Consider the following 22975-nt stretch of genomic DNA (forward strand, 5'->3'; position numbering starts at 1 on the left):
GTTGCTGCTTCCGATCAGAACGAGAAGGTCACGCCGCCCTGGATGAAGCGACCGGAGGCCCCGTTGGGCGCGATGAACGAGTACGGATTGATGCCGCTCGAGCGGTTGCCGTTGACGTACTTCTCCGGGTACTTGTTGAACACGTTCTGCACCAGCAGGTTCAGGCGCAAGCCCTGCAGCAGCTCGTAGTCGAAGCCCAGATCGAAATACGTTTCCGGCGAAAATTCCTGATCGATGTTGCCGTTCGCGGTCGCCAGGCCCGGGGTCTCGCCGACGTTATAGGTGTAGCTCGAATAGTACGTGCCGGTGAGATCCACCGACCAGGCGCCATAGCTGTAGCGACCGTTCAAGATGTACTTGTTCTTCGGGATGCCGGTTTCGGCGTCACGAACGCGTGAGGCGCCAATCACCGGCGAGGTGCCGATGTTGGTGAACGGATTCAAGCGCTCCACTTCGGTATCGAGGAAGCTTGCCGCCGCGGTCAGATCGAGCGTGCCGCCCGCCAGCTTCAGTTGCTGGCGGCCGACCAGATCCACACCACGCGTACGCGTGTCCCAGGCGTTCAAGTAGTAGGTCGCCTGTGTGTAACCCGTCAGGCCGATGGCATTGAACGCGGACGTGACCGCCGGCCCCTGAATCGTGTCCGTGATCGTGATGACATCGTCGACGTCCAGCTGATACGCGTCGATGGTCACCGAGCTGCTGCTCGTCGGACGTAGCACCAGGCCCAGCGAGATCGTGGTCGACTCTTCCGGATCCAACGGCTTGGCGCCGAAGGCGGCGGCCTGCGGATCGTTGGAACGGAACAGACGCGTGCGACCCGGCGTGAGAATGCTCGAGCCGTTGTTGGTGAACGTGCTGGTGTAGCCGGTCGACTGGTTACCCAACTGCGCCAGGCTCGGCGCATGGAAGCCGCTGCTCAACGTGCCACGCAAGGCCACGGCAGGAATGAACTCGTAACGACCGGTCAGTCGATAGTTGGTCGTGCTGCCGAAGTCGGAGTAATCCTCGAAGCGCGCGGTCAAGCCGAGATCCAGCTTGTCGAACACGGTGAAGTCGATGCCGGCATAGCCACCGTACACATTGCGCGTCACCGAACCGGCATCGATCGGGTTGATGCCCGAGGTCGACGAACCCGTCGCGCCCACCACCGACGTATCAGCCGCGAAGTTCACGCTCGGGAACAGGGATGCGTACTGGTTGTAGATACCGCCGGCACCATACAGCGACGCGATCGTGCGACCCGCGAGCGGACCACTGGTGTAACCCGCCGCATCGCCGAGATCGGCCGTGCCCCAATACTCATGTCGATACAACACACCGGACGAGAGCACCGAGGACTGCAGGCCCGAAATCTCCAGGTCCTTGGTGTAATCCAACGTCACACTGGTGGTGCGGCTCTTCCACGAGCCGAGATAAAACCTGGTCGGGCTGTCCGGGCCGTAACTGGGGTTGATGGTGTTTTCGGTGGTGCGGCCGGTCTCGTTCTGACCGAAGGACACTGCAAAGTCCAGATCGCCAAGCGATGCGCCTTCATAGCGCACGCCGGCAACGGCCGCGATGTCCTCGGCGTCGTAAGTCATGAACGGCTGGTAGCCATTCGGATACACCGGAATGACCGCGGTCTCGGACACGCGAGTCGGATCGGTCGCGGAGGCCACGCGCGTGTTCGCTTTGACGATGCGCTCGGGGTTGACGTAGTTCAGCGCCGACTTATCGGAGTAGTTGACCCAGCCGTAAGCCCGCACGCTGTCGCTCAAGCCGATCTCGGCATTGATCAACGCGGTCCAGTTGTCACGCGTGGATTGACCCCACTGGCCGTACTCCTTGTTGAACGTCTCGTTGCGCGAATCGCCGTTCGGGAACAGCTGACGCCAGTCGGCCTCGCTGCGATCGACGTTGTCGTTCTTCAAGCGATCGACGCTGACGTTGATGAAGCCGTCTTCACCGATTGAAGTCGCGGCGTTACCCAACAACTGGTGCGTCTCACCGCCACCGTCGCTGTAGCCGCCATAACGACCGCCGAGCGAGCCGCCGGAGGAATCTTTACGAAGCACGATGTTGATGACGCCTGCAATGGCGTCAGAACCGTACTGAGCGGCGGCGCCGTCACGCAGGACTTCGACGCGCTCGATCGCATTCACCGGAATGGTGTTGATGTCGACGACCTGCGCCGCCGGCCAAGGATCGGTGCCGGAAAGCTGCGCCGACAAATGACGACGCTTGCCGTTGACCAGCACCAGCGTGTACGCAGGGCCCACGCCACGCAGCGACGCCGAGCGCACGCCCTGCCCCTTCACCGCATTCTGACCTTGCGGGAAGTTGAACGAAGGATGCAACTTCGACAGCGCCTGATTGACGGTGACCGCACCCGTCTCACGCAGCTGATCGGGAGTGATGACATCGACCGGCGCGGTGCTGGTCAATGCAGTGGTGTTCTCACGCGCCGTGCCAAGCACGACCACGCTATCGATCACGCCGGCATCCGTACCGGCTCCGTTGGCGTCCACATCCTGTGCGTACACTGTCGAAATCGAGTTGACACTCAACAAAGAAACAAAGGCCGCAGCAGAGACGCGACGCATGATGGCAATTCTTCCTCGAAAGACCTACGGGCGGCGCAATCTAGCGACGCAGGCGCTCGCGGCGAAATGCCGTGTCGTTATTTAAATTGCATGCAACCTTATGTGATCGATTTCTAACCTGGCGACGACCGAAAGCGGGTCGAATCGTGACCGCGGTGACCGTTGCGGGGTCGGCGTGACCACCGTGTAACCTGGACGGTCAGTCGCTGTTACACGGCGACGGCCGGTTGGGATGGGAATCTGGGGCTGCCACGCGCAACCGAAGAACCGTCTCATTCCGGTCATCGAACAGAAATATCACCCCCCGATTATGTCGCCGCCGCTCTTTAAGAACGCGTCGAAGGTCGGCGCGTAAGCGCGCCGGAGTCGACACAACATGAAGAGTCTGAACCACCCTCTGCGTACTGCCATGGCGCTGCTTGCCATGGGCGCCGCAGCCTCCACCGTACAAGCCGCCGAACTGCTCGAGCGAGCGGTTCTGCCCAGCGCCAGCTTTTCCACCGGCCCAACATCGGGTCAGTTCGCCACCGGCGGCAACGGCGTCGCCACGCCCTTCATCAACAAGCAACCCGTGCAGGGCTTCTCGGCCGTGCTGCCCGGTCCGCACGACGGCACTTATATGGTGATGGCGGATAACGGCTTCGGTAACAAAGCCAACTCCAACGACGCGTTGCTGCGTGTCTACACCGTGCGCCCGGATTTCGAAGACGGCACGGTGACCCCGGTGAATCGTTTCACGGGCGACAATCTCGATGCGTTCACCTCCGAAAGCTTCATCACGCTGAGCGACCCGTGGAACAAGGTGCCATTCGCCATCGTCGCCGACGGCACCGTGTATCCGAGCACGCCGGTGGGCGGCGGTGCCGCGATCCCGGTCGACGCGTCCATCAAGGCGAACCGTCTGCTGACCGGCTCGGACTTCGACATCGAATCGTTCCGCCGCGCGCCGGATGGCACGCTGTGGTTCGGCGATGAGTTCGGCCCGTATCTGATTCACACTGACTCCAAGGGCCGCGTGCTCGAAGCCCCGATCCCGCTGCCGAACTTCCGCAAGCTGCCCAGCACGATCGGCGGCACCGAGATCAATCCGCTGATCCAGGCGGTGAGCAATCCGGTCCGCACCCTGGCTGCAAACCTCGCCGACTCCGGCGGCTTCGAAGGCATGGCGCTGAACGCCAGCAAGACCAAGCTGTATCCGTTGCTCGAGAAGGCCGTCACCGGCGACTCGGAGCGCACACGCCTGCTGATCAACGAATTCAGCCTCAAGGATCGCAAGTACACCGGCAAGACCTTTGCCTATCCGATGGAAAGCGCCAGCAACGCGATCGGCGACATGACCGCGCTGACCGACACGCAGTTCCTGATCATCGAGCGTGACAGCGGCCAGGGCGATGCCAGCGATCCGCGCTTCACCAGCCCGGCCCGCTTCAAGAAGATCTACAAGATCGACCTGAAGCAGATCGACGCCAACGGCTTCCTGATCAAGCAGGAAGTGGCCGACCTGATGAACATCTACGATCCACGCGACGTGGCAGCCGACGGCAAGGCGAAGAACGTGTTCACCTTCCCGTTCACCACCATCGAAGACGTGCTGATCCTGGACAACAATCGCTTGCTGGTGATCAACGACAACAACTACCCCGGCTCGGCCGGTCGTGAGTTCGGGGTGCCGGACAACAACGAGTTCATCGTGCTCCACACCGCGCCGCTGCTGAAGTGCGATGACGACGGCAAGGGTAAGGGCAAGGACAAGGACAAGTACGACTATCGGTGGGATGACCGCGGTCACGACCGCGATGACAAGGAGTGCCGTCCGGCGAAGGAATGAGCTCCGAGGCTCGAATTGGCCGCGCGGTCATATGATCGCGCGGCCTTTCGAGTAAGGGCCCTACTTCACCCGGCCCGCAAAGCCCGGTGTGAGCACGGCGATCCTATAAGCCGCACCCCGACCCACCACATACAACGTCTTCTTGCCCTCGCCCGCGAAGGCGAGATTCTGCGGAGCCTTCGGCAACGCAATCGTGCCGAGCGCCGCGCCTTTCGAATCGAACACCTGCACACCGGCCGCCGACGCCACATACAAACGTCCCTTGGCATCGACCGCGAGACCGTCGGCGCCACTGGTGATGCCGCCAATATCGTTCTGAGTCACACCGTCGAGCTTGGCGAAATTGCGACGCGCGCCCACCGAGCCATCTTTCTTGATGTCGTAAGCGAGGACGTGATCGCCAAAAGTGTTGGCGACATACAGCGTCTTCTCGTCCGGACTGAGCTGAATGCCATTCGGACGCTCGATATCGGTGGCCAGTTGCTTGAGCGCGCCTTTCGGCGGCAAGTAATAAACCGCAGTCTTAGACGCAGGCTTGCCCGCCTCGGGACGTGCGCCCGGGTCGGTGAAGTACACGCCGCCTTTCTTATCGACGACCAGATCGTTCGGTCGGTTCAGCGCAGTGCCCTCGTATTGATCCACGAGCACTCGCTCCTTGCCGGCCGGCGCCAACACGGCAATACCCGGCTTCGCAGTCACAACCGCAATCAGCTCACCGGCCGAGTTGAATGCAAGACCGTTTGCGCCGCCCGAGTTCTCCAAGTACGAGGAGACACTGTTGTCGGCGGCAATGCGAGTAATGCGATTGGCCTGACCTTCGGTGAAGGCCACCGAGCCATCGGGCAAGGCAATCGGCCCTTCGGTGCCTTTGAAATCTTCCTTGATGAGCACGATGGCCGTACCCGCGGCCACGACCCCGTCGATGGCGGGTGTGACCAATCCATCGGCCTGGGCGCCGAGCGCAATCAACAAACCGGCCAACGGCCAGGAGCGAATCGTCTTCATGTGTTTCCCTGATGAATCAGAAGCTGGAGCGCAAAATCACGCCGACGTAGCGACGCGGACCGATACCGTCGTAGCCCACCGGCGCGCTGTTGCTGAAATCGTTGACGCTGGTGGTGTACTGGGTGTCGAACGCGTTCTTCGCGACGATGCTCAGCTCGTACTTCGCTGAATCCGTCTCGTGGGTGATGCCCGCGCCCAGATCCGTGAGCGAATAGCCGGACTGCTCGCCATAAGGCGACAGCAGCTGTTCCAGGTTGTGCCTGGAGCGGTAGACATGATTGCCGAAGAAATGCGCGCCGAACCCGGACGCGAGCGGCAGTTGGTAATCGAACCCGACGATGCCGGTCCAACGAGGTGCACCCACGATCTGACGACCCGTGTTGTTACACACCGCCACCGTCGAGGGGAACGAGCGCGGGCACGTCGCCGTCGACCAATGGGTGTACTCGGCCTCGTTGTATGCACCGCCCGCCGTAATCTGAAAATTCTCCGTGACTCGAACCGCCGCATCGAACTCCGTGCCGACCGCGCGGATCTCCGGAATGTTTCCGAGTCGCGAGCTGAAGCCTGTTGGTGAGGTGGGATCGGGCTCGCTCGTGACGTTTTGATAGTCGCGCACGCGGGTGTAATAGACGTTCACGTTCAACGTCAGCAGATTCTCGAACAGCTGGCTCTTCACGCCGGCCTCGAAGTTCAACGACTTCTCCGGCTCGACGTTCGCGATGCCGCCATTGTTATCGAAGGCCACCGCACCGGACTTCTCGCCGGCGCTCGCGGAGGCGTACACCAGCACGTCATCGGTCAGCTGAAAGCTGGGATTGATCAACCACGCAATGGAGTCGTCCTTGATGCGCTGGCCTTCAATGACGCCGTAGTCCGCGCCGGCCTGCGCCGCTCGAATCGCATCGGCCGTGGCATTGCCGGTCGACACCAGCGATGAGCCATTCAGCAGCGTCGTGCGCCGATAGACTTCGTTGGTCTTGTACTCCCAGGTCTGACGCAAGCCCAGCGTCAGGCTGGCACGCTCGGTCAGATGCCAGTTCACCTGGCCGAAGACCGCGGCGCTGTCCGACACCGGCTGCTGATTGGTCACCGAGAACACATCGCGCAACGACGCCTGCAACAGCTGCCGGCCAGCGACCGTGTTCAAGGTTCGATACTGCGAATCGCTCGCATAGAACGCACCGGCATCCGCGCCATAGGTATTGCGGCTGGTCGTGTCCGTATCGATGTTGAACAGATAAATGCCGGTCTGATAATCGATGCGATCGTTGATGTCGCCAGCGAGTCGGAACTCCTGCGAGATCTGGCGCGTGTCGACCAGCGTGCCGCTGCGGGCGATGGCAAACCGGGTCTGCTCCTGATCGTTCTTGGCATCGAAGTGAAACCAACGGGCCGCCGTGATGGACGTGAGCTCCACCGGGCCTGCATTCCAAGTCACAACCGCGGACGCGCCGTAATTGTCTGTAATCAACGGCCGCGCCATGTCCAGCTCGATCTTGTCCCACGAGCCGATGATTGGCGTGTAACCGCCGAAGTAATCGCGGGCGAGCCGCGTGGTGTACGTCGTCGCGCGCACCGAGCCGTCGTTCAACGTCGTTGGATCGACCATGAACGGCTTGGTGTTGCTGTTCTCGTCCGTGAAGGCACCGTCGAGATTCAACTTCACCGACAACGTGCTGCTCGGTTGAAGCAGGAACTGCACGCGACCGCCATAGCGATTGCGCTCGTGCCAGTGCCCGCCGTTGGCGACGTTCTCGATATCGCCTTCCTGATTGTCGTAGAAGCCGGACGCACGAAACGCCAGCAGATCGTCGACGAGCGCGTTGGAATACGAGCCCCGCGCCTTATAGGACTCCGTGCTCAGACCGCCTTCGAGCTCGAGCTTGGTCTCGGGACTGAACGACGGCGCGCGACTGGTGTATTTGATCGCGCCGAGCGAGGTGTTCTTGCCGAGCAGCGTGCCTTGCGGACCGCGCAAGATCTCGACGCGCTCAAGATCGGTGAAGTCCTGATAGGTCATGCCGACGTGCCCCAGGAAGACGTCATCGACGATCACGCCGACCGCGGGCTCCATGTTGTCGTTGCCGCTGGTCTTGCCGATGCCGCGAATCGAAATGCCGGAGCGGCGCGCATTCGGCGTGGTTGCAGTCAGGCCGGGCGCACGCTGGCTCAACTCGGCAACGGTGAAGGTGCGATCGCGATCGAGCGTGGCGCCGCTCACGACCGAGATGGGAATCGGCACTTCCTGCAACAGCTCCGAGCGGTTGCGTGCCGTGACCACCACCTCCTCCAGATCGCGCTCGGCCGAGCCCGAGCCGCCGCTGGCATCCTGAGCGAACGCAGGAACATTCAGAGCCACGCCGCTGCTCAGCGCCGTGACCAACCCCAACCAATGTTTCATATGATGAGACCGCATACCGCGCCCCTCCCTGAGGGCGGTGTGCAATCTATGACCTGAACGGTCAACGGATCAGTCACGAAGCGGTTGTGACTCAGTCACCGCTCCGGCACAGTTGTTACCCGAGGCGGCGTGCTGTGCCGCCAATACTCCGGTTACGCCGATAACATCGTATTAATAAATAACCAAACGATCCGAGGTCAGGACTCGTACGGATCGAGCGGCAGATACGCCAGCGGCGGTCCGCCGTTCGAGTCGATCAGCACGGTCCAGAACAATTTGCCGCGGATGGGCAGCCAGCGCAGTTCCGCTTCGGGGAGCTTCAGCTTGGCGTCCGCGACCATTTGTCGGGCCTCGGGATGATGTTTGTAGAGCGCATCCATAGGCTTCGCCCGCTGCTTCACGCGCTCCTGCGCGGCCTCGTACGGCACGTAGTAGCGAGGCATCACTTGCAGATCTTTGCCGTTCAACGACTGGAAGACCAGATCGTTCTGTTCCTTGACGTCGGTCGGCGGTTGGGTGGCAATCAGTCGCGGGCCCCACTGCGGAATGGTGCGATAGGAAGGATCCTTGGCCGCCTGCAAGTCCGCGTCCTTGAGATCGTCGGCGAGCACGACTTCGAACCGATCGTGCACGAACGCCACGTAGACGGGACGCGCATGGGCGATCGCCACGACGCCATAGATGAATGCGGCCAGCTGAACGGCACCGACCACGCTGTAATCGAACAGCAGCTCGCGACGCGATTTCTTGCTGTTATAGATGACCAGCGAGGTCAGCGGCCCCAGCACCAGATCGCAGGCGGCGATCAGCAGAAACAGCTTGGTGCCGCCCATCAGGGTCTGGAACGGATCGGGGAACCATACGAAGAAAATCATCGCGGCCGCGAGTGCCGCCATGCCCAGTGTGATCAGGAAATGCAGCGACAGCGCACGAAACTTTTCGCGCCAGGCAATCATGGACCAGGGTCTCCGACTAACGCGCCAGCCCCGAATTATCGGCCGCGACCCCGCGGGCTGCCAAATCCGGGCCGGCCGCAATCGGCCGACCTGTGCGATAGATCACATCGCGTGGGCCTTGCGGCTGGCGAGCGCGATCGGCACGCCGATGCCGAAGGCATGCACGATCAGGCTGGTGATCAGCAGAATCGGGACGAACTTGACCTGACTCGGGAAGGCCGAGAGCGGCAGGACCACCAGGTTCATGACCCAGTACACCAGGAAACCGTACAACGCGCCCCACCCCACCGGCCGCTCCACCAGAAACCGCAGGCGGGTGCTGGCGAAGTAAAAGATCGCGGCGATGATCATCATCAGCACGAAATGCAGGATCAGGCCGAGGGTCGCGGTGGCATGGCCGCCTTGATACGCCGGCGAGCCCAATAAGCCGCTCGCAACCGATTGCAGGATGCGCGAAGGTGGCACGCCGCGCGTGGCCGAAAAGCCGACCGCGTAGCTGATATCGATGAGCCCGGCGATGAGCCCACCCCACAAAATGGCGTAAGCGGCGCGATTGCGCGGCATGACTGGTCCCCCGTTTAGGGCATTTTCTACGCCCTGTTTCCGTGCACCGGCGAGTTATGGGTGCAATCTAGCGAATCGGCCGACAAATGTCTGCGGCCAGGCCGTACGTGCTGTGGCATGTGGCGATCAGCAGCCGCGCTCAGTGAGCTATGCTGCCCGCTGCTTTTCGTTTCGGACGAGCTCGATGGCGAAAATTCCTCCTGGCGTGGGTCCGCGCTTTCCGCAGGTCGTGGTGCTGTTCGGCGCGACCGGCGATCTCGCCCGACGCAAACTGCTGCCCGGCCTGTTTCATCTGACCAGTGTCGGCTTCATCCCGGGGTGTCGGATCGTGGGCGTGTCGCTCGACGAGCTGAGCTCCGATGGCTTTCGCGACCTGGCACGGCAGGCGCTCTCCGAGTTTTCCGCCCGTCCCGTCGCAGACGCCGAATGGCAGGAGTTCGCCAACAGTCTGGACTATGTGCCACTCAGTGCGGGACCGGCGGCGCTCAAGGCCGCGGTCGAAAAAGCCGAAGCGACGTTCACCGGCGAGAGCCGTCGTCTGCACTATCTCAGTGTGCCGCCCAACGCTGCGTTATCCGCCGTGCGAATGCTGGGCGAAGCTGGCTTGGTCGATCGGGCTCGCATCGTCATGGAAAAACCGTTCGGCGTGGACCTCGCGAGCGCCGTCGAGCTCAACCGCCGTCTGCACGAAGTGTTCAAGGAAGATCAGATCTTTCGTATCGATCATTTCCTCGGCAAGGAGCCGGCGCAGAACATTCTCGCGTTCCGCTTCGCCAACGGCTTGTTCGAGCCGATCTGGAATCGGAATTTCATCGATCACATCCAGATCGACGTGCCCGAGAGCATCGGGCTTGCGACCCGCGCCTCGTTCTACGAGGCGACCGGAGCGTTTCGCGACATGGTGGTCACGCACCTGTTCCAGATTCTGGCGTTCGTCGCGATGGAGCCGCCGACGTCCCTCGAGCCGATTCCCATCGGCGAGGAGAAATACAAAGTCTTTCGCAGCATGTGCCCCATTCAGCCAAGCGATGTTGTCCGAGGCCAGTACGCGGGTTATCGCTCCGAGGAAGGCGTGAATCCGCAGTCCGAGACTGAAACCTTCATCGCCCTCAAATGCGTCATCGACAACTGGCGCTGGGCCGGCGTGCCGTTCTATTTGCGCACCGGCAAGCGCATGGCCGAGGGCCAGCGCATCATCTCGATAGCGTTCCGCGAGCCGCCGAAGAGTATGTTTCCCGCTGGCTCCGGGATTGGCGAGCGGGGTCCCGATCACCTCACCTTCGATCTCGCCGACCAGTCGAAGATGTCATTGTCCTTCTATGGCAAGCGCCCCGGGCCGGGCATGCAACTGGACAAGCTCAGCCTGCAATTCGCGATGCGCGACACGGGGCTGATCGGCGACGTGCTGGAGGCCTATGAGCGTCTGATTCTGGATGCGATGCGCGGCGATCGCACGTTGTTCACGAACGCCGAGGGCATCGAGCGACTGTGGGCGCTATCGACAGCGCTGCTGGAGAACCCGACGCCGATCCGACCCTATCCGCAAGGCTCGTGGGGACCGAACGCGATCCATCAACTGATCGCGCCACGCGCCTGGCGATTGCCTTTCGAGCGCGTGTGGCGCGATCCGGATAAGTTGGGAAGTTAAGCGGTCTTGCGGCGGCGGCGAGCCAGCAGGCCCAAGCCGCCGACAGCAAACAAGGCCATCGTGCCAGGCTCAGGAACATTGGCGGCGTCGACCACCAGATTGTCGAGGAAGAACTTGCCGTCGCCGCGGATGCCAGGAATGCCCGAGATGATCAGCGTATCCATCACGCCGAGATTCGCGCCGTTGAAACCGAACAGCCAGCTCTGCCCGCCGACCCACGCGGCGTAGTTGGACGGATCGGCCGCCGGGAAATAAACATCCGAGCTCGAGGTCAGCACGCCGTTCAAATAAGCATCGAAGCGCAACGACATGCCGGGATTGTTCAAGCCGCTGAGCAGGTCGACGCTGGAGAGCGTGAACTCGCCATCCGCGGTGATCTGCAACGGACCGTAGGCCGTCAGCAGGCCCGAATCGTTGATCGCGCGGTCGGACAGCAGCGCGTCCGGATAGTCACGCGCATAGTTGGTCTCATAGGTGCACAGCGTGTCCGAAGAGATCGCGACCGCCGAGCTGCCATAGGAGCGTGCGCATTTCTGCCAGGGCTCCATCGAGCCTGCGCTCTGATAGTTGGCGTACGAGAATTCGGGCGAAGCATCGAAATCGTTGAATCCCACCGAGACCATGCCGGCGTGCGCCGTGCAAGCCAACCCTGCTGACAATACCGTTGCCAAGACAATGCGCTTCATCGCTGCTCCTTGAACCGTCAACCCGGGCTGCTGCTCGAGCTGGGCCGCACTATGTCTTGACAGGTTATGTCGCGCTAGTGTCGCGTTGCTGTACAGGGGAAACACTGACAGTCGCGGTATCGTCGCGCTCGAGCAGGCTCGGATCGACTGCCAACTGTGACGTCGCGCACTGAAGGGCTGGATGAATATGTGACGCGGATCTCGGAATGGGATCCCGGAGATGAACTAGCCGACTTCTTGCCGGCCGCCAACCTCGACGCGGCGTGCGCAAATCGCCGCGTCGATCAGCTTCCTCAACGGCGCGCCGCGCGCTCGAATTTTATGCCCTGAAGTTCATCCGCGCCGAGCTCGAAGCCCTTGCCGCCAAAGGTCAGAGTCACATCGTGCTGCTTGCTATAAAAGCGACGGCCATCGACGGCATACAACGCGAACGGCGCCTCATAGCCCACCACCGCTTGTAACTGCTCGCCGACCACCTTCAATGTGTATTTCGCATCCAGCTCCCCGCTGTAATAACTACCCGCGAGCTTTTTCAACTCCGCGACTGTCGGCTGACGGTCGGCCGGCGGCGGAACGTTCGGTTCCTCACGCGGTTTCGGTGGCTGCGGTCCTTCCGTGAACTTGCCCTCCAGATAGATATCGGCGATTGCCTTGGCCGCCACGCGCGCCGGGCCGCCGCCGACGTTGCACAAAATCGTAGTGGCGAACTTCTGCTCCGGGAATCGGAGCATGAACGTGTTGTAGCCGGGCACGCTGCCGCCGTGTCCCACCGTGGGCAGACCGCGATAGTCCTCGATCACCAATCCGAGCGCGTAGTCGAGCTTCTTGCCATCATTGAGCGTGCCGACGTGAGTCATGTCGGCAATCAGTTGCTGAGGATTGCGGCCGAGCTTGGGATACAGAAAGTTTCTATCCCACAACGCCATGTCCTGCACTGTCGTCAGTAAGGCGCCATCGCCGACGATCTCATACGTCGGGCGCCACACGCCGAAACCGCCGCCCGGCAACTTCACGTGACCGATGGCGCGGTTCTTCATGATCATCCGACGATCATCATAGAACCGGGAATGCAACATCCCGAGCGGCTGAAAGATGTGATCGCGCGTGAACTCGCTGAAGCGCTGGCCGCTGACTCGCTCCACAACTACGGCCATCAAGTAGTAGCCGGAGTTGCTATAGGAATATTTGCTGCCGGGCTCGAAGTTCAGATGTTTCTGACGGGCGATGACATCGATCGCATATTGGGGAGGCACCGCGTCCAGCCAGTTCCAGCCGGCGAGCGCGAGCACCGACGGCAGATCGCGAATACCGCTGGTGTGATTGGCCAGGTGACGCAACGTGATGCGCTTGCCGTAGTCCGGCAGCTCGCTCACATACTTGCGGACATCGTCATCGAGCGACAGCTTGCCCTGCTCCTGTAGCAACAGCAGCGACACGGCGGTGAACTGCTTGGACAGCGAGGCGATGTTGAATACCGTGTCCGGGCGGACGGCGACGCCCTGCTCCAGATCCGCCATGCCGTAGCCGCGTTCCAGGACGATATTGCCATCCTGACTGACCTCGACCGCGCACCCCGGTCCGTCGGTGCGCGCCCAATCCTTGAACACTTGATCGACGCGCTGAGTCCGATCGACGTCGGCTGCCGCGACATTGGCACAGAGAATGGTCGCAGCCACCGCGGTGGCCAGGTTGGTTGTTCTCATGCTGATCCCCGCGCTTTGTATACAGAAGATCCGCGAGCATACCGGCTGTCGCCACCGATACTTTGCCCCGGGGGCCATATGCTTGTCGGTTCGGGCCTCGCGCCGCTTGTGGCCGGGCGGCAGGTTGGATATACCTGCCCGACAAAGCCAATCCAGGCACGGGGAAACCAAGAATGCTGTCGATGAAGGGAAGCCTGCGGGCATCGCTGCGTCTTTCGTTGGGGATGGTGGTGGCATTGTCGATGGGCGCTGGCGTCGCGCACGCGGCCGATGAGCCTGACACTCGCACGTTGAGCGAGCTGCGCGCCGATCTGGACGCGCGCAAAACCACGTCGGTCGAGCTGGTCCAGGCCTTCACCCGGCGCATCGACGCGATCGATCGTAACGGCCCGCAACTGCGCTCCATCATCGCCATCAATCCCGACGCGCTCAATCAAGCCCGCGCCCTCGACAAAGAGCTGCAAACCAAAGGGCCGCGCGGTCCCCTGCACGGCATCCCCGTGCTCTTGAAGGACAACATCGAAACCGCCGATCCCATGCCCACCACCGCCGGCTCGCTGGCCTTGATCGGCAACGTGACTCGTCGGGATGCGCCCATCGCCGCGAACCTGCGTGCCGCCGGCGCCATCATTCTGGGCAAGACCAATTTGAGTGAGTGGGCCAACTTCCGCTCGCGCAGCTCGACCAGCGGCTGGAGCGCGGTCGGCGGCTTGACCAAGAATCCCCACGTGCTCGATCGCACGCCCTGCGGTTCGAGCGCCGGCAGTGGCGCGGCTGTCGCAGCGGGCCTGGCGCCGGTCGCCATCGGCACAGAGACCGACGGCTCCATCATCTGTCCCTCGGCGATGAACGGTGTGGTCGGCTTGAAACCCACGCTGGGTCTGCTCTCCGGCAAATACATCATTCCGATCTCGCACAGTCAGGACACGGCGGGTCCAATGGCGACCAACGTGAAAGACGCGGCACTGTTTCTGGCCGCGCTGGTAGGCGACGCGCCTGCTTGCGATCCGCCGTCGGCCGGTTGCGCGAAATCCGATTACACCAAGGGCCTCGTGCCCACAGCGCTGCAAGGTAAGCGTATCGGTGTCCTGCGATTCGATCCGCCGGGCCGCAATGCCTATGTCACGCCGGTGTACGAGCGTGCGCTCAATCACTTGAAAGAAGGCGGCGCCACGCTGATCGAGATCAAGCTGCCGGACCTGCCGGGGCTCGATGAGGCCGAAGACGTCGTGCTCCACGCCGAGTTCAAAGCCGACCTCAACGCCTATCTCGCCGGTTCGCCTGCCAAGATCGGCGTGCGCTCGCTGGAGCAGCTGATCGAGTTCAACAAGAAGACGCCGGCGGAGCTGGCGTTGTTCGGTCAGGATACGTTCGAGAAAGCGAACGCGATGCCACCGCTGAGCGATGCGAAGTACATGACGGCGCGTGCCGATGGCAAACGGCTCGCCGGTGTCCAGGGCATCATGAAGATGCTGGCCGAGCATCAGCTGGATTTGATCGTCGCGCCGAGCACCGGTGTCGCCCCGCGCGTCGATTCGATCAATGGCACGCGCTCGCCCGGCTCCTTCACCTCTCTGCCCGCGGTGGCCGGCTATCCGCATCTCACCGTGCCCATGGGTGAGTTGAAGGGCTTGCCGCTGGGCATTTCCTTCATCGGCGCACCGTGGTCCGAGGACGTGCTGCTCTCGGCGGGTTACGCGTTTGAGCAGCGAGCGAAGGCGCGCATCGTTCCGAAGTTCATTCCTTCCATCGAAACGCAGGAACGAGCGTTCGCCCCGGCCGTGCCGTCACCTTAACCGGGGCGTCACTGGCCTGAGGATCAGTACTGGTAGCTCACAGTGACGCCGTAGATGCGCGGATGAACGTCGACCAGATCGCCGCTCAACGGCAGGCGGTCCTGCACGTCGCTCGGGCTCAGGTGATATTCGCTCTCGAACAGATTCTCGATGTAAGCGGCCACTCGCCAGCTGCCCTTGGTGACACCGGCGCTCAGATTCCATAGCGAGTACGACGGCAGCTCGTCGCGCACGCGATTGCCGATGTCATCGTACTGGCTGTCGCGGAAGCTGTAATCGATACGCGCGAAGCCGGTGGCATCGGGCCAGGCGCCGAGGGTCGTTTCATACTGAGCCGAGGCGCTCGCGCTCCAACGCGGCGCATAGGGCAGCTCGTTGCCGGACACGTCGACGACATCGCCATCGACCACGGCATTGCGAAACTCCTCCATGGTCGCATCGAGATAGCCAAGCGCGGCACTGACGGTGAGTCCGCGCATCGGCATGGCGAGCATTTCCAGTTCAACGCCGCGCGCCGTCGCCTTGGCGGCGTTCTGAGTCAGGCTGCTCAATGTCTCCAGATCGAACGCGGACACTTGCACATCCTTCCAATCGATATAGAACACCGCGGCGTTGAACCGCAGGCGGTTGTCGAGCAGCTGCGTCTTGATGCCGGCTTCGTAGTTCCAGGCCTTTTCCGGATCGTAAGTGAAGTCGAACGCATCGATGTCCGCAGCGAACGCCGCCGCCTGTGCGTTGAAACCGCCGGACTTGTAGCCTTCCGAAGCGCTCACATACAAATTCACCGAATCGTTCGCTTTGTACTGCAACGTCAGCCGCGGGGTCAGAGCATCGTAAGTCGTCTCGCCCTTGGCGGTGAAATAGAACGGCTCGAGCACACCTGCGAGCAAGCCCGGCGGTGAGAAGTCGCCGAAGCGACGGAAGTCGGTCGTAATGCGATCGCGGGTGTAACGCACGCCGAGCATCGAGCTGAACTTATCGGTGAACTCGTAGCCCACTTCGGCGAAGGCCGCTTTGCTCACGCTCTCGGTATCGCCGCCGAAGCTATTGAGAGGCGAGCGAACCAACGGGAACGACGGCAGCGGTGCCAGCTCCTGCGCCTGACGCGCCGGATTCGCAACGAAGGTCACGATGTTATTGATGCCGGCCCAGCCATCCACGCCGCCGCCGAACGATTCCAGCTGCGTGCTCTCATCCTCGGAGTAAATCACCCCGAGCAACCAGTTCAGACGCGCGCCCGAGTTCGATTGCAGGCGCAGCTCCTGACTGAAGGAATCGAGCCCCATGACTTCGTCGATGTAGGTGTAGTCGCCCGCCGTCATGTCGGCTTCACCGTAATAGTCATAGTCCGCTTCGATCTTGCCGGTGACCGACACCAGCGAGGCCGAGCCGAAGTCGTAGGCGAGCCGCAGCTGATAAATGTTCGTGTCGACCGATTGCTCGGTCGGCAAGTTGGTGCTGACCTTGTCGCGATTCTGCGGCCAGCGGCCCTCGCCTCCATCCAACGGCACCTCGGCGCCGAAGAACGGACCGAACAACAACGAGTCCGGCGGCAGATCCGTCCCCGGCACCGCACTCGGCAACCCTCGAGTCTTGCGTGACAACGTCACCGCCGCATCGGCCGTCAGCCCGTCGATGCCGGTGAAACGGAACGCGACGCGCCCGCCGTAGTTCTCGTAATCGTTGGTGTTGTTGCCCGGGCCCAGGTCGTCGATGAAGCCATCGGACTCGCTGTGGAAACCCGTCACGCGCATGGCGAGCACATCCTGGACCAGCGGCAACGACACGCCGGCTTTCACCAGATGGGTGTTGTAGCGGCCATAGTCGATCAGGGCATCGCCTTCGAGCTCGTTGCCGGGCTTGCGGGAAGTGATATTCACCGCGCCTGCGATCACATTCCGTCCGAACGCCACGCCCTGCGGACCGCGCAGCACTTCGAGCCGATCGACGTCCTGCAATTCCGGATCGATGCTGATCTGCAGGCCCGAGGGCGCCAGACTGAACTCATCGAGATACACACCGAACGCATTCACGTTGCCGCCGAAGTTCTGCAGGCCGCGGATCACGACCTGGCTGAAGCCCATCTCGCCGGTGTCCGGATACGAGACGTTCGGCGTCTGCTCGACGTAGTCGGCGACGCCGCGAATGCGGTTGCGCTCGATGTCTTCGGCGCTGAACGCCGTGACGCTGATCGGCACCTCCTGGATGGACTGCTCGCGCTTTTGCGCGGTCACCACGACTTCTTCGAGCCCCAGTGAATCCGCTTCCTGTGCACCGACCGCGGTGGCACACAGCAGTCCCATGCCCAATACGGGCGTCAACGATCGCTTCCGCATGACCCTCTCCCCTATGGCGCTGGCTGACGAATCAGCCCGCCAATGTTGTGTGCCGAGAGACTTGCACAGTGCCGCCAGGGCAACCATGCGCCGGCATTGATGGCAGGTATGAGCGCACGAGCGGGCCGGTGGCCGTTACTATTTCGGTGCATCGGGTTACGGGATTTCACATGCGTCGCCTCGCCTCCTTGTCCAGCTTGGGTCTGTTGCTCACCGCCGGTCACGCGAGTGCCCTGGAATTGGGCAAGATGGCGCCGGCCGATCTCGCTCGTCTCAAGGCTCGTACCGTTTGTTCGTGCGTGTTTGTCCAGCGCATGTCGCTCGAGCAATGCGCCGACGGGCGCTCCGCCATCTGGCGCTACGCTTCGCCCGACCCGGCACCGCCGTTGCTCACGTCCAACAAGCAACGATTGGATATCACACGCACCGTCGATGGCGGCTGGGTGCAACTGCTCGAAGGCGAACGGGTGCTCGCACAGTCGCGCTATCTCGCCGATGGCGGCGGTTGCGTGACGCAGACGACCGTGCAAGCACCGCCCCCATCCACCAACGCAACTCCTGCCGAGTCCCCCGACTCCGATCCGCTGCCGAGAGCAACGGTGCCAGCCGGCGTCGATACGAAACAACTCGATGCGATCCTGACGGAGGGATTCTCGGCGACCGGCCCGCTCCAGGGCTTCGCGCGAGCTGCAGTGGTTGTGAGCGGCGGTCGAGTCGTCGCCGACCGATACGCGCCCGGTTACAGCGCGCACAACCTCTTCTACGTCGGTTCGATTGCGAAGACTCAGAACAACTTGCTCGCGGGCTTGCTGGTTCGCGAAGGCAAACTGCAAGTCAAGGAGGCAGTGAACCTGCCCGAGTGGCGCAAGTCCGGCGATGCCCGCGGCAAGATCACCTATGACGACTTGTTGAAGATGGTCAGCGGACTGTCCTGGGACGAGCAGTTCTGGGCGCCTGGCGACAACGGGTATGAACTGTTCTTCGGTGGCGCGGGCAGCATGGATGAGCAGCGCTACATGACCGCGCGCACCTTGGAGGCTCAGCCCGGCACTCACTTCGAATATTCCACGGGCGCCGCGACACTGCTGGGCGGCTTGCTGCAGGCGAAGATCGGGGCCGGCACGCGAGCGCCGCTACTCAAGACTCTGCATGAGCAACTGCTGGAGCCCATCGGCGCTCGTCAGTTTGTGACCGAGTTCGACCCCGCCGGCAATTTCACACCCGGACACACATTGTTCATCGGCGCGGAAGACCTCGCGCGTATCGGCTTCTTGTTTGCCAACGATGGCGTGTGGAATGGCCAGCGTATTCTTCCCGAAGGCTGGGTCGCGTATTCGACGCAACCGGCGCTCGCCTCCGCTCCCGACTACGGCGCGCAGCTCATGTTGAACATGGCCGGCGTGTCGGGCTGCTTCGGTCATCAAGGCGTCGGCTCGAGCTTCCTGGTCGTGTGCCCGCAGCGGGATCTGGTCCTGGTGTGGCTCAACAGTGTTTTCAACTTCACCGGCGCCGTTGCGTTTGACGCGCCGGTGACGCTGTTACGTCGGGTCATCACGTCGTTCCCCGAACGAGCTACGCCGTGACCTCGACGATGAAGCGCATCGGCCTGATCGGCGGCATCTCGTGGGCGGCAACCGCGGATTACTACCGTTACATCAATCTGGAGGTGCGCCGTCGGCTCGGCGGCCATCACAGCGCGCACATGATCATTCGCAGCCTGGATCTCGAGCCGCTGCTGAAACAGGCCGACGATGTTCCCACGCTCGAGCGAGTGATGTTTCATGCGGGCGAGGATCTGCGCGCGGCGAACGCGGACTTGCTCGCTATCGCCTCGTTCACTGGCCATCGCTATGCCCGTCCTTTGCACCAAAGCTCCGTGCCCTTCGTCGATCTCACTCAGGCGATCGGCGCGGCCGTGCGCAGTGCGCGCTACGAACGGATCGCCGTGTGGGCGACGAGCTATGCGTTGCAGGACACGGCACTAATGTCCCAGCTCGGCACCCTGAGCCGTGCGCAGCTGATGCCACCGCCTCGCGACATGCACGCAGCGCTGGATCGAATCGTGTTCTCCGAACTCGCCGCCGGCGCGTTGACCGAGCGCTCGACACAAACGTTACAGCAGCTGTTACTTCAACAAGTCCACGAGGGTGCGCAGGCACTGCTGCTCGCCACCACCGACTTCTCGCCGCTACTGAGCGCCCTCGATGCTCCCGTGCCGCTACTCGATGGCGCCCGGATCCACTGCCACTGCTTAGTCGATGCCGCACTGGCTTGACGGAACGATCATCATGACCGACGCGGATCGTCGCTACCTGTTCATCGCGAAAACCTTCGACGCCCCCGGGCTCTCCCCGACTCAGTTCACCAAGTTGTTGTCGCAAACGGCCTTGCCCGTCTGGCGACAGTTGTATCGGGATTGCCTGCTTGCCTCGGTGCAGACGCTTCGTAAAGTCGGCGACGTCGATCTGCAGACCTCGTCGCAGACAGTGCGCGACTGGGAATATTTCATCCTGTTGGAATTGAGTGAGCACGCCAGTTCCGAGGAGGTACTTCGAGCCGAGATAGCTCATGGCCTCACGGTTGCAAACCTCGCCAGTCAGGGCATCGACTATTTATCGAACGAGCTCCTGCAACGTCCCGCGCAGGCCGGCACAGCGATCCCGGTGCCCTCGCCCCGCTACGCCGAGTGGCCGTCGAATCAGCACGCAGCTATCGAATATATCGACATCCCCGCAGCGCACTGGCTCGACTATCGACAGTTCATGAAGGAAGTCATGGGCCCGGTCGGCGCGCAGCTGGTGCGTCAGGGCGACAGTTATCAGGTGCAGATTCTCGAAGGCCTCGAGGTCGTGCATCGCGACGCTTCATTGCCGGCCTGGAATCGTATTCATTTGTTGTGGGGCGAGTTCGACGACCCGATCAACGGCTTCTTCAAACATACGAATGCCGCGATCGATACGGTGCTCGGTGCGGGCCGGGATGTGCAGACCGTGCTCGGCCAGGTTGCAAGCTATCGAACCAAGCCGCGCATGAGCAAGAACGTCGCGGTGCCGGCGCTGTCGATTCCGCGATCCGCTCAGGTGCGATAAGGCTCGCACGCCTCGAACACAGAGTTACGCAACCACACGTGACGCGGATCGTCGTTGTACTTCGGGCTCCAGAACATATGCAGATCCAGCGGCGGCAGCGGCGACGGCGGATCGACATAGGAGACGGGCAGGAATTCCATCAACCGTTTCGCTAGCCGCTCCTGAACCAGCGCCAGTCGCGACGTGCCGCTCACCAGCAGCGGCAGCAACGAGTAGTACGGCACGACCGCGACATTCCGCTGCGTGCTGCGTAACTGATCGATCTCAGCACTGAAGTAACTGCGCGGCGGCCCGCCGATATGAGGAGCATCGATCACGGTCGCGATGTGGCCGCGCTTCATATACTCGCTCAGCTCGTGCTGTGGCGGCGGCGGATGATCCTTGGAGTGCACGACCACGAAACGATCGCTGAACAAACGACGCGACATCAGCGCGGCGTCGTCGATGATCTGCGGAGGCGCGACGATCATGTCGATGTCCTCGCTGCGCAGGTTCGAGACCGAGCTGCGGGTGATGTTGGTGACTCGCAAGGTCAGCCCCGGCGCAACCTTGTCCAGCTTGTCGATCAGGCTCGGCAACACCAGGGCGGCTACCGCATCGGCCGTCGCCATGATGAATTCGCCGGACCAGCCCGCCGGATCCAGGTCGTTCGATTGAAACGCCGTCTCGAGCAATTCCAGCAGTTGCCGGACCGGCTCGCGAATACGCTCGGCTTTGGGCGTCAGGCGCAGATCGCGACCGACCGGCACCAGCAACTCATCGCCAAAGGCCGCACGCAACTTGGCCAGCGCGGCGCTCGCCGCCGGCTGCGTGAGATCGAACCGCTCGCCCGCGCGCGTCACATTGCGCGTGTCGAGCAGCGCGTCGAGGATGGGCAGCAGATTGAGATTGAATCGCCGGAGGTGCTCGTTCATTCCCAATGACGTCGCATGGTCGGGTAACACCGTCCTCGATCCTATGCGACGCCCGGCTGTTCGACAACGCGGCGGGCACCGAAGGCCCCCGCCAATAGCAGAGTCGCCAGGCCACAGGCCAACATCGGCACGGCCAGCGAAACGAAGATCTGCGCCGGCGCCATTCCCGCCCCCAGCGCCCAGCCGCCCAACAAAGGCCCGGCGAGCGAGCCGACGCGTCCGAAGCCCAATGCTGCACCGACGCCGGTCGAACGAATCTCAGTGGGATAAAAAGTGGTCGCGACCGCCGTGACACAGAACTGCGCTCCCATCACGCCTGCACCGGCGAGCGCGATGATGGCCAGGATCGAACCTCCATCCGCGCGAGCCAGCAACCACACCGTCGCGGCCGCGAGCAAATAGCCCACCGTCAACGTGCGAACCGCACCCAGCTTGTCCACGGCCCGCCCAAGCGCCACCGATCCGAGGATGCCGCCGACGTTGAACATCACTGCCGCCAGATTGGCCGCGGCCTGCGACGCGTTCGCCTGTTTGAGAATGGAAGGCAGCCAGTTGATCAGCAGGTACAGCACCAACAGATTCGCGAAACAGATGAACCAGAACAGCACCGTGCCCAAGCCTCGGCCGTCAGAGAACAACTGCGACAGCCGCGCTCGTCCTGCCGGTGCCTGCTCCACCACGAATCGGTCGCCGGGTTGATAGGAATAATCGGGCGCGATCCGGCTCAGGATGGCACCGACTCGTTCGGGCGCCTCGCCCGCCAGCGCACTGAATCGCAGCGACTCCGGAATCGATCGCCACAACGCCAGAATGAGCAGCAGCGGCGCGAGCCCGCCAAGCACGAACACGCCTTGCCAGCCGAATTGGGCAATCAACGGCGCGGCCACCAGGCCCGCGAGACTGCCGCCGATCGGAAAGCCCACATACATGGCCGTCACCACCGAAGCCCGAGCGTTATCGGGTGCGTATTCGGCAGTGAGTGCGAGACAGGCAACGGTGACGCCGCCGAGTCCAATGCCAGTCACAACGCGGGTGGCAATGAGCTGAGTGACATCCGCTGCGAGCGAGGACAGCAGACTGCCGGCGCTGACCAGCAACACGGCACCGAGCAGGATGGGCCGACGACCGTAACGATCGCACAGCCGGCCCGCGAGCAGCGAACCGACCAGCAATCCGACGACGCCGGCTGTCAGCACCTGGCCCATGACTGCTTTCGGAATCTGCCACAGCGGCGCCAGCACCGGCGCCACGAACGCCATCGACTGCACATCGAACCCGTCGAGCACGGCGATCAACCAGCACGACAACACCACTTGCCAGCGAAAAGCACCCAGCGGCGTACGATTCAGCAGGGAGCGAAGCTCGATGGCGCGGCTCATGGGGTCCGATTCGCTGGAATTTGTTCCAGCCTAGCATTGCGCGAGCCACCCGAGCGCAGCCCCAATCATCGCCATCGCTGAT

At 62.4% G+C, this 22975-nt stretch carries 16 protein-coding genes; 6 read left to right on the plus strand and 10 right to left on the minus strand.

Annotated features, from left to right (window positions below; all coding sequences use genetic code 11):
• Window positions 1-14: 14 nt before the first annotated feature.
• A complete protein-coding gene (locus ACFPN2_RS01020) occupies window positions 15-2585 on the minus strand; it encodes a TonB-dependent receptor plug domain-containing protein (protein ID WP_380594098.1) in 2571 nt (856 codons plus the stop codon).
• A gap of 376 nt (window positions 2586-2961) precedes the next feature.
• Here ACFPN2_RS01020 and ACFPN2_RS01025 point away from each other — a divergent pair, with 376 nt between their 5' ends.
• Window positions 2962-4413: an esterase-like activity of phytase family protein gene (locus tag ACFPN2_RS01025; protein ID WP_380594100.1), complete on the plus strand. Its 1452-nt coding sequence runs from the start codon at window positions 2962-2964 to the stop codon at window positions 4411-4413.
• Between the two features lie 60 nt (window positions 4414-4473).
• Here the strand turns inward: ACFPN2_RS01025 and ACFPN2_RS01030 are convergent, their stop codons facing one another.
• The 4 genes from ACFPN2_RS01030 to ACFPN2_RS01045 all read right to left on the minus strand — a co-directional run bounded on the left by ACFPN2_RS01030 (window position 4474) and on the right by ACFPN2_RS01045 (window position 9342).
• A complete protein-coding gene (locus tag ACFPN2_RS01030; RefSeq protein ID WP_380594102.1) occupies window positions 4474-5418 on the minus strand; it encodes an SMP-30/gluconolactonase/LRE family protein in 945 nt (314 codons plus the stop codon).
• 16 nt (window positions 5419-5434) lie between these two features.
• Window positions 5435-7837, minus strand: a complete 2403-nt coding sequence (locus ACFPN2_RS01035; protein WP_380594104.1) for a TonB-dependent receptor — start codon at window positions 7835-7837, stop codon at window positions 5435-5437.
• Window positions 7838-8019: 182 nt separating this feature from the next.
• A complete protein-coding gene (gene tfpZ, locus ACFPN2_RS01040) occupies window positions 8020-8778 on the minus strand; it encodes a TfpX/TfpZ family type IV pilin accessory protein (protein WP_380594106.1) in 759 nt (252 codons plus the stop codon).
• 102 nt (window positions 8779-8880) lie between these two features.
• A complete protein-coding gene (locus ACFPN2_RS01045) occupies window positions 8881-9342 on the minus strand; it encodes a hypothetical protein (RefSeq protein ID WP_380594108.1) in 462 nt (153 codons plus the stop codon).
• Window positions 9343-9526: 184 nt separating this feature from the next.
• On the opposite strand from ACFPN2_RS01045, the gene zwf reads away from it, so the two are divergent.
• Complete coding sequence (gene zwf / locus ACFPN2_RS01050; RefSeq protein ID WP_380594110.1) at window positions 9527-10990, plus strand: glucose-6-phosphate dehydrogenase; 1464 nt, start codon at window positions 9527-9529, stop codon at window positions 10988-10990.
• Here the strand turns inward: zwf and ACFPN2_RS01055 are convergent.
• Together ACFPN2_RS01055 and ACFPN2_RS01060 are read right to left on the minus strand one after the other, a co-directional pair.
• The gene (locus tag ACFPN2_RS01055) at window positions 10987-11676 is read right to left on the minus strand and encodes a PEP-CTERM sorting domain-containing protein (RefSeq protein ID WP_380594112.1); all 690 of its coding nucleotides are present in this window, start codon (window positions 11674-11676) and stop codon (window positions 10987-10989) included. The two genes, zwf and ACFPN2_RS01055, sit on opposite strands and share 4 nt — an antisense overlap.
• A gap of 293 nt (window positions 11677-11969) precedes the next feature.
• Window positions 11970-13379, minus strand: a complete 1410-nt coding sequence (locus tag ACFPN2_RS01060) for a serine hydrolase domain-containing protein (protein ID WP_380594114.1) — start codon at window positions 13377-13379, stop codon at window positions 11970-11972.
• A gap of 182 nt (window positions 13380-13561) precedes the next feature.
• Here ACFPN2_RS01060 and ACFPN2_RS01065 point away from each other — a divergent pair, with 182 nt between their 5' ends.
• Window positions 13562-15175, plus strand: coding sequence for an amidase (locus tag ACFPN2_RS01065; protein ID WP_380595268.1), 1614 nt, complete (start codon window positions 13562-13564; stop codon window positions 15173-15175).
• Between the two features lie 23 nt (window positions 15176-15198).
• On the opposite strand, the gene ACFPN2_RS01070 is transcribed toward ACFPN2_RS01065, so the two are convergent.
• The gene (locus tag ACFPN2_RS01070; RefSeq protein ID WP_380594115.1) at window positions 15199-17511 is read right to left on the minus strand and encodes a TonB-dependent receptor; all 2313 of its coding nucleotides are present in this window, start codon (window positions 17509-17511) and stop codon (window positions 15199-15201) included.
• A gap of 170 nt (window positions 17512-17681) precedes the next feature.
• On the opposite strand from ACFPN2_RS01070, the gene ACFPN2_RS01075 reads away from it, so the two are divergent.
• From ACFPN2_RS01075 to ACFPN2_RS01085, 3 genes are read left to right on the plus strand one after another with little or no spacing between them, the layout of a single operon-like run.
• Entirely contained in the window at window positions 17682-19094 is a 1413-nt protein-coding gene (locus ACFPN2_RS01075; RefSeq protein ID WP_380594117.1) for a serine hydrolase domain-containing protein, read from the plus strand.
• Complete coding sequence (locus ACFPN2_RS01080; RefSeq protein WP_380594119.1) at window positions 19091-19786, plus strand: aspartate/glutamate racemase family protein; 696 nt, start codon at window positions 19091-19093, stop codon at window positions 19784-19786. The genes ACFPN2_RS01075 and ACFPN2_RS01080 overlap by 4 nt, the downstream gene beginning before the upstream one ends.
• 13 nt (window positions 19787-19799) lie before the next feature.
• Window positions 19800-20600 carry a hypothetical protein gene (locus tag ACFPN2_RS01085; protein ID WP_380594120.1) on the plus strand — a complete coding sequence of 267 codons (801 nt, stop codon included), beginning with the start codon at window positions 19800-19802 and terminating at the stop codon, window positions 20598-20600.
• Here the strand turns inward: ACFPN2_RS01085 and ACFPN2_RS01090 are convergent.
• Both ACFPN2_RS01090 and ACFPN2_RS01095 read right to left on the minus strand, forming a co-directional pair.
• Window positions 20588-21514, minus strand: a complete 927-nt coding sequence (locus ACFPN2_RS01090; protein WP_380594122.1) for a LysR family transcriptional regulator — start codon at window positions 21512-21514, stop codon at window positions 20588-20590. The two genes, ACFPN2_RS01085 and ACFPN2_RS01090, sit on opposite strands and share 13 nt — an antisense overlap.
• Before the next feature lie 41 nt (window positions 21515-21555).
• Window positions 21556-22893: an MFS transporter gene (locus ACFPN2_RS01095; protein ID WP_380594124.1), complete on the minus strand. Its 1338-nt coding sequence runs from the start codon at window positions 22891-22893 to the stop codon at window positions 21556-21558.
• Between the last annotated feature and the right edge of the window lie 82 nt (window positions 22894-22975).

This window comes from Steroidobacter flavus, from assembly GCF_042651805.1.
Lineage (GTDB): Bacteria > Pseudomonadota > Gammaproteobacteria > Steroidobacterales > Steroidobacteraceae > Steroidobacter > Steroidobacter flavus.

What these genes read in the sequence shown, in the direction of transcription:
- ACFPN2_RS01025 (WP_380594100.1), top strand. Translation starts at nt 2,962, where the DNA reads ATGAAGAGTCTGAACCACCCTCTGCGTACTGCCATGGCGCTGCTTGCC.
- zwf (WP_380594110.1), top strand. Translation starts at nt 9,527, where the DNA reads ATGGCGAAAATTCCTCCTGGCGTGGGTCCGCGCTTTCCGCAGGTCGTG.
- ACFPN2_RS01070 (WP_380594115.1), bottom strand. Translation starts at nt 17,511, where the DNA reads ATGCGGAAGCGATCGTTGACGCCCGTATTGGGCATGGGACTGCTGTGT.
- ACFPN2_RS01060 (WP_380594114.1), bottom strand. Translation starts at nt 13,379, where the DNA reads ATGAGAACAACCAACCTGGCCACCGCGGTGGCTGCGACCATTCTCTGT.
- ACFPN2_RS01085 (WP_380594120.1), top strand. Translation starts at nt 19,800, where the DNA reads ATGACCGACGCGGATCGTCGCTACCTGTTCATCGCGAAAACCTTCGAC.
- ACFPN2_RS01065 (WP_380595268.1), top strand. Translation starts at nt 13,562, where the DNA reads ATGAAGGGAAGCCTGCGGGCATCGCTGCGTCTTTCGTTGGGGATGGTG.
- ACFPN2_RS01035 (WP_380594104.1), bottom strand. Translation starts at nt 7,837, where the DNA reads ATGCGGTCTCATCATATGAAACATTGGTTGGGGTTGGTCACGGCGCTG.
- ACFPN2_RS01030 (WP_380594102.1), bottom strand. Translation starts at nt 5,418, where the DNA reads ATGAAGACGATTCGCTCCTGGCCGTTGGCCGGTTTGTTGATTGCGCTC.
- ACFPN2_RS01090 (WP_380594122.1), bottom strand. Translation starts at nt 21,514, where the DNA reads ATGAACGAGCACCTCCGGCGATTCAATCTCAATCTGCTGCCCATCCTC.
- ACFPN2_RS01020 (WP_380594098.1), bottom strand. Translation starts at nt 2,585, where the DNA reads ATGCGTCGCGTCTCTGCTGCGGCCTTTGTTTCTTTGTTGAGTGTCAAC.
- ACFPN2_RS01055 (WP_380594112.1), bottom strand. Translation starts at nt 11,676, where the DNA reads ATGAAGCGCATTGTCTTGGCAACGGTATTGTCAGCAGGGTTGGCTTGC.
- ACFPN2_RS01075 (WP_380594117.1), top strand. Translation starts at nt 17,682, where the DNA reads ATGCGTCGCCTCGCCTCCTTGTCCAGCTTGGGTCTGTTGCTCACCGCC.
- ACFPN2_RS01095 (WP_380594124.1), bottom strand. Translation starts at nt 22,893, where the DNA reads ATGAGCCGCGCCATCGAGCTTCGCTCCCTGCTGAATCGTACGCCGCTG.
- ACFPN2_RS01045 (WP_380594108.1), bottom strand. Translation starts at nt 9,342, where the DNA reads ATGCCGCGCAATCGCGCCGCTTACGCCATTTTGTGGGGTGGGCTCATC.
- tfpZ (WP_380594106.1), bottom strand. Translation starts at nt 8,778, where the DNA reads ATGATTGCCTGGCGCGAAAAGTTTCGTGCGCTGTCGCTGCATTTCCTG.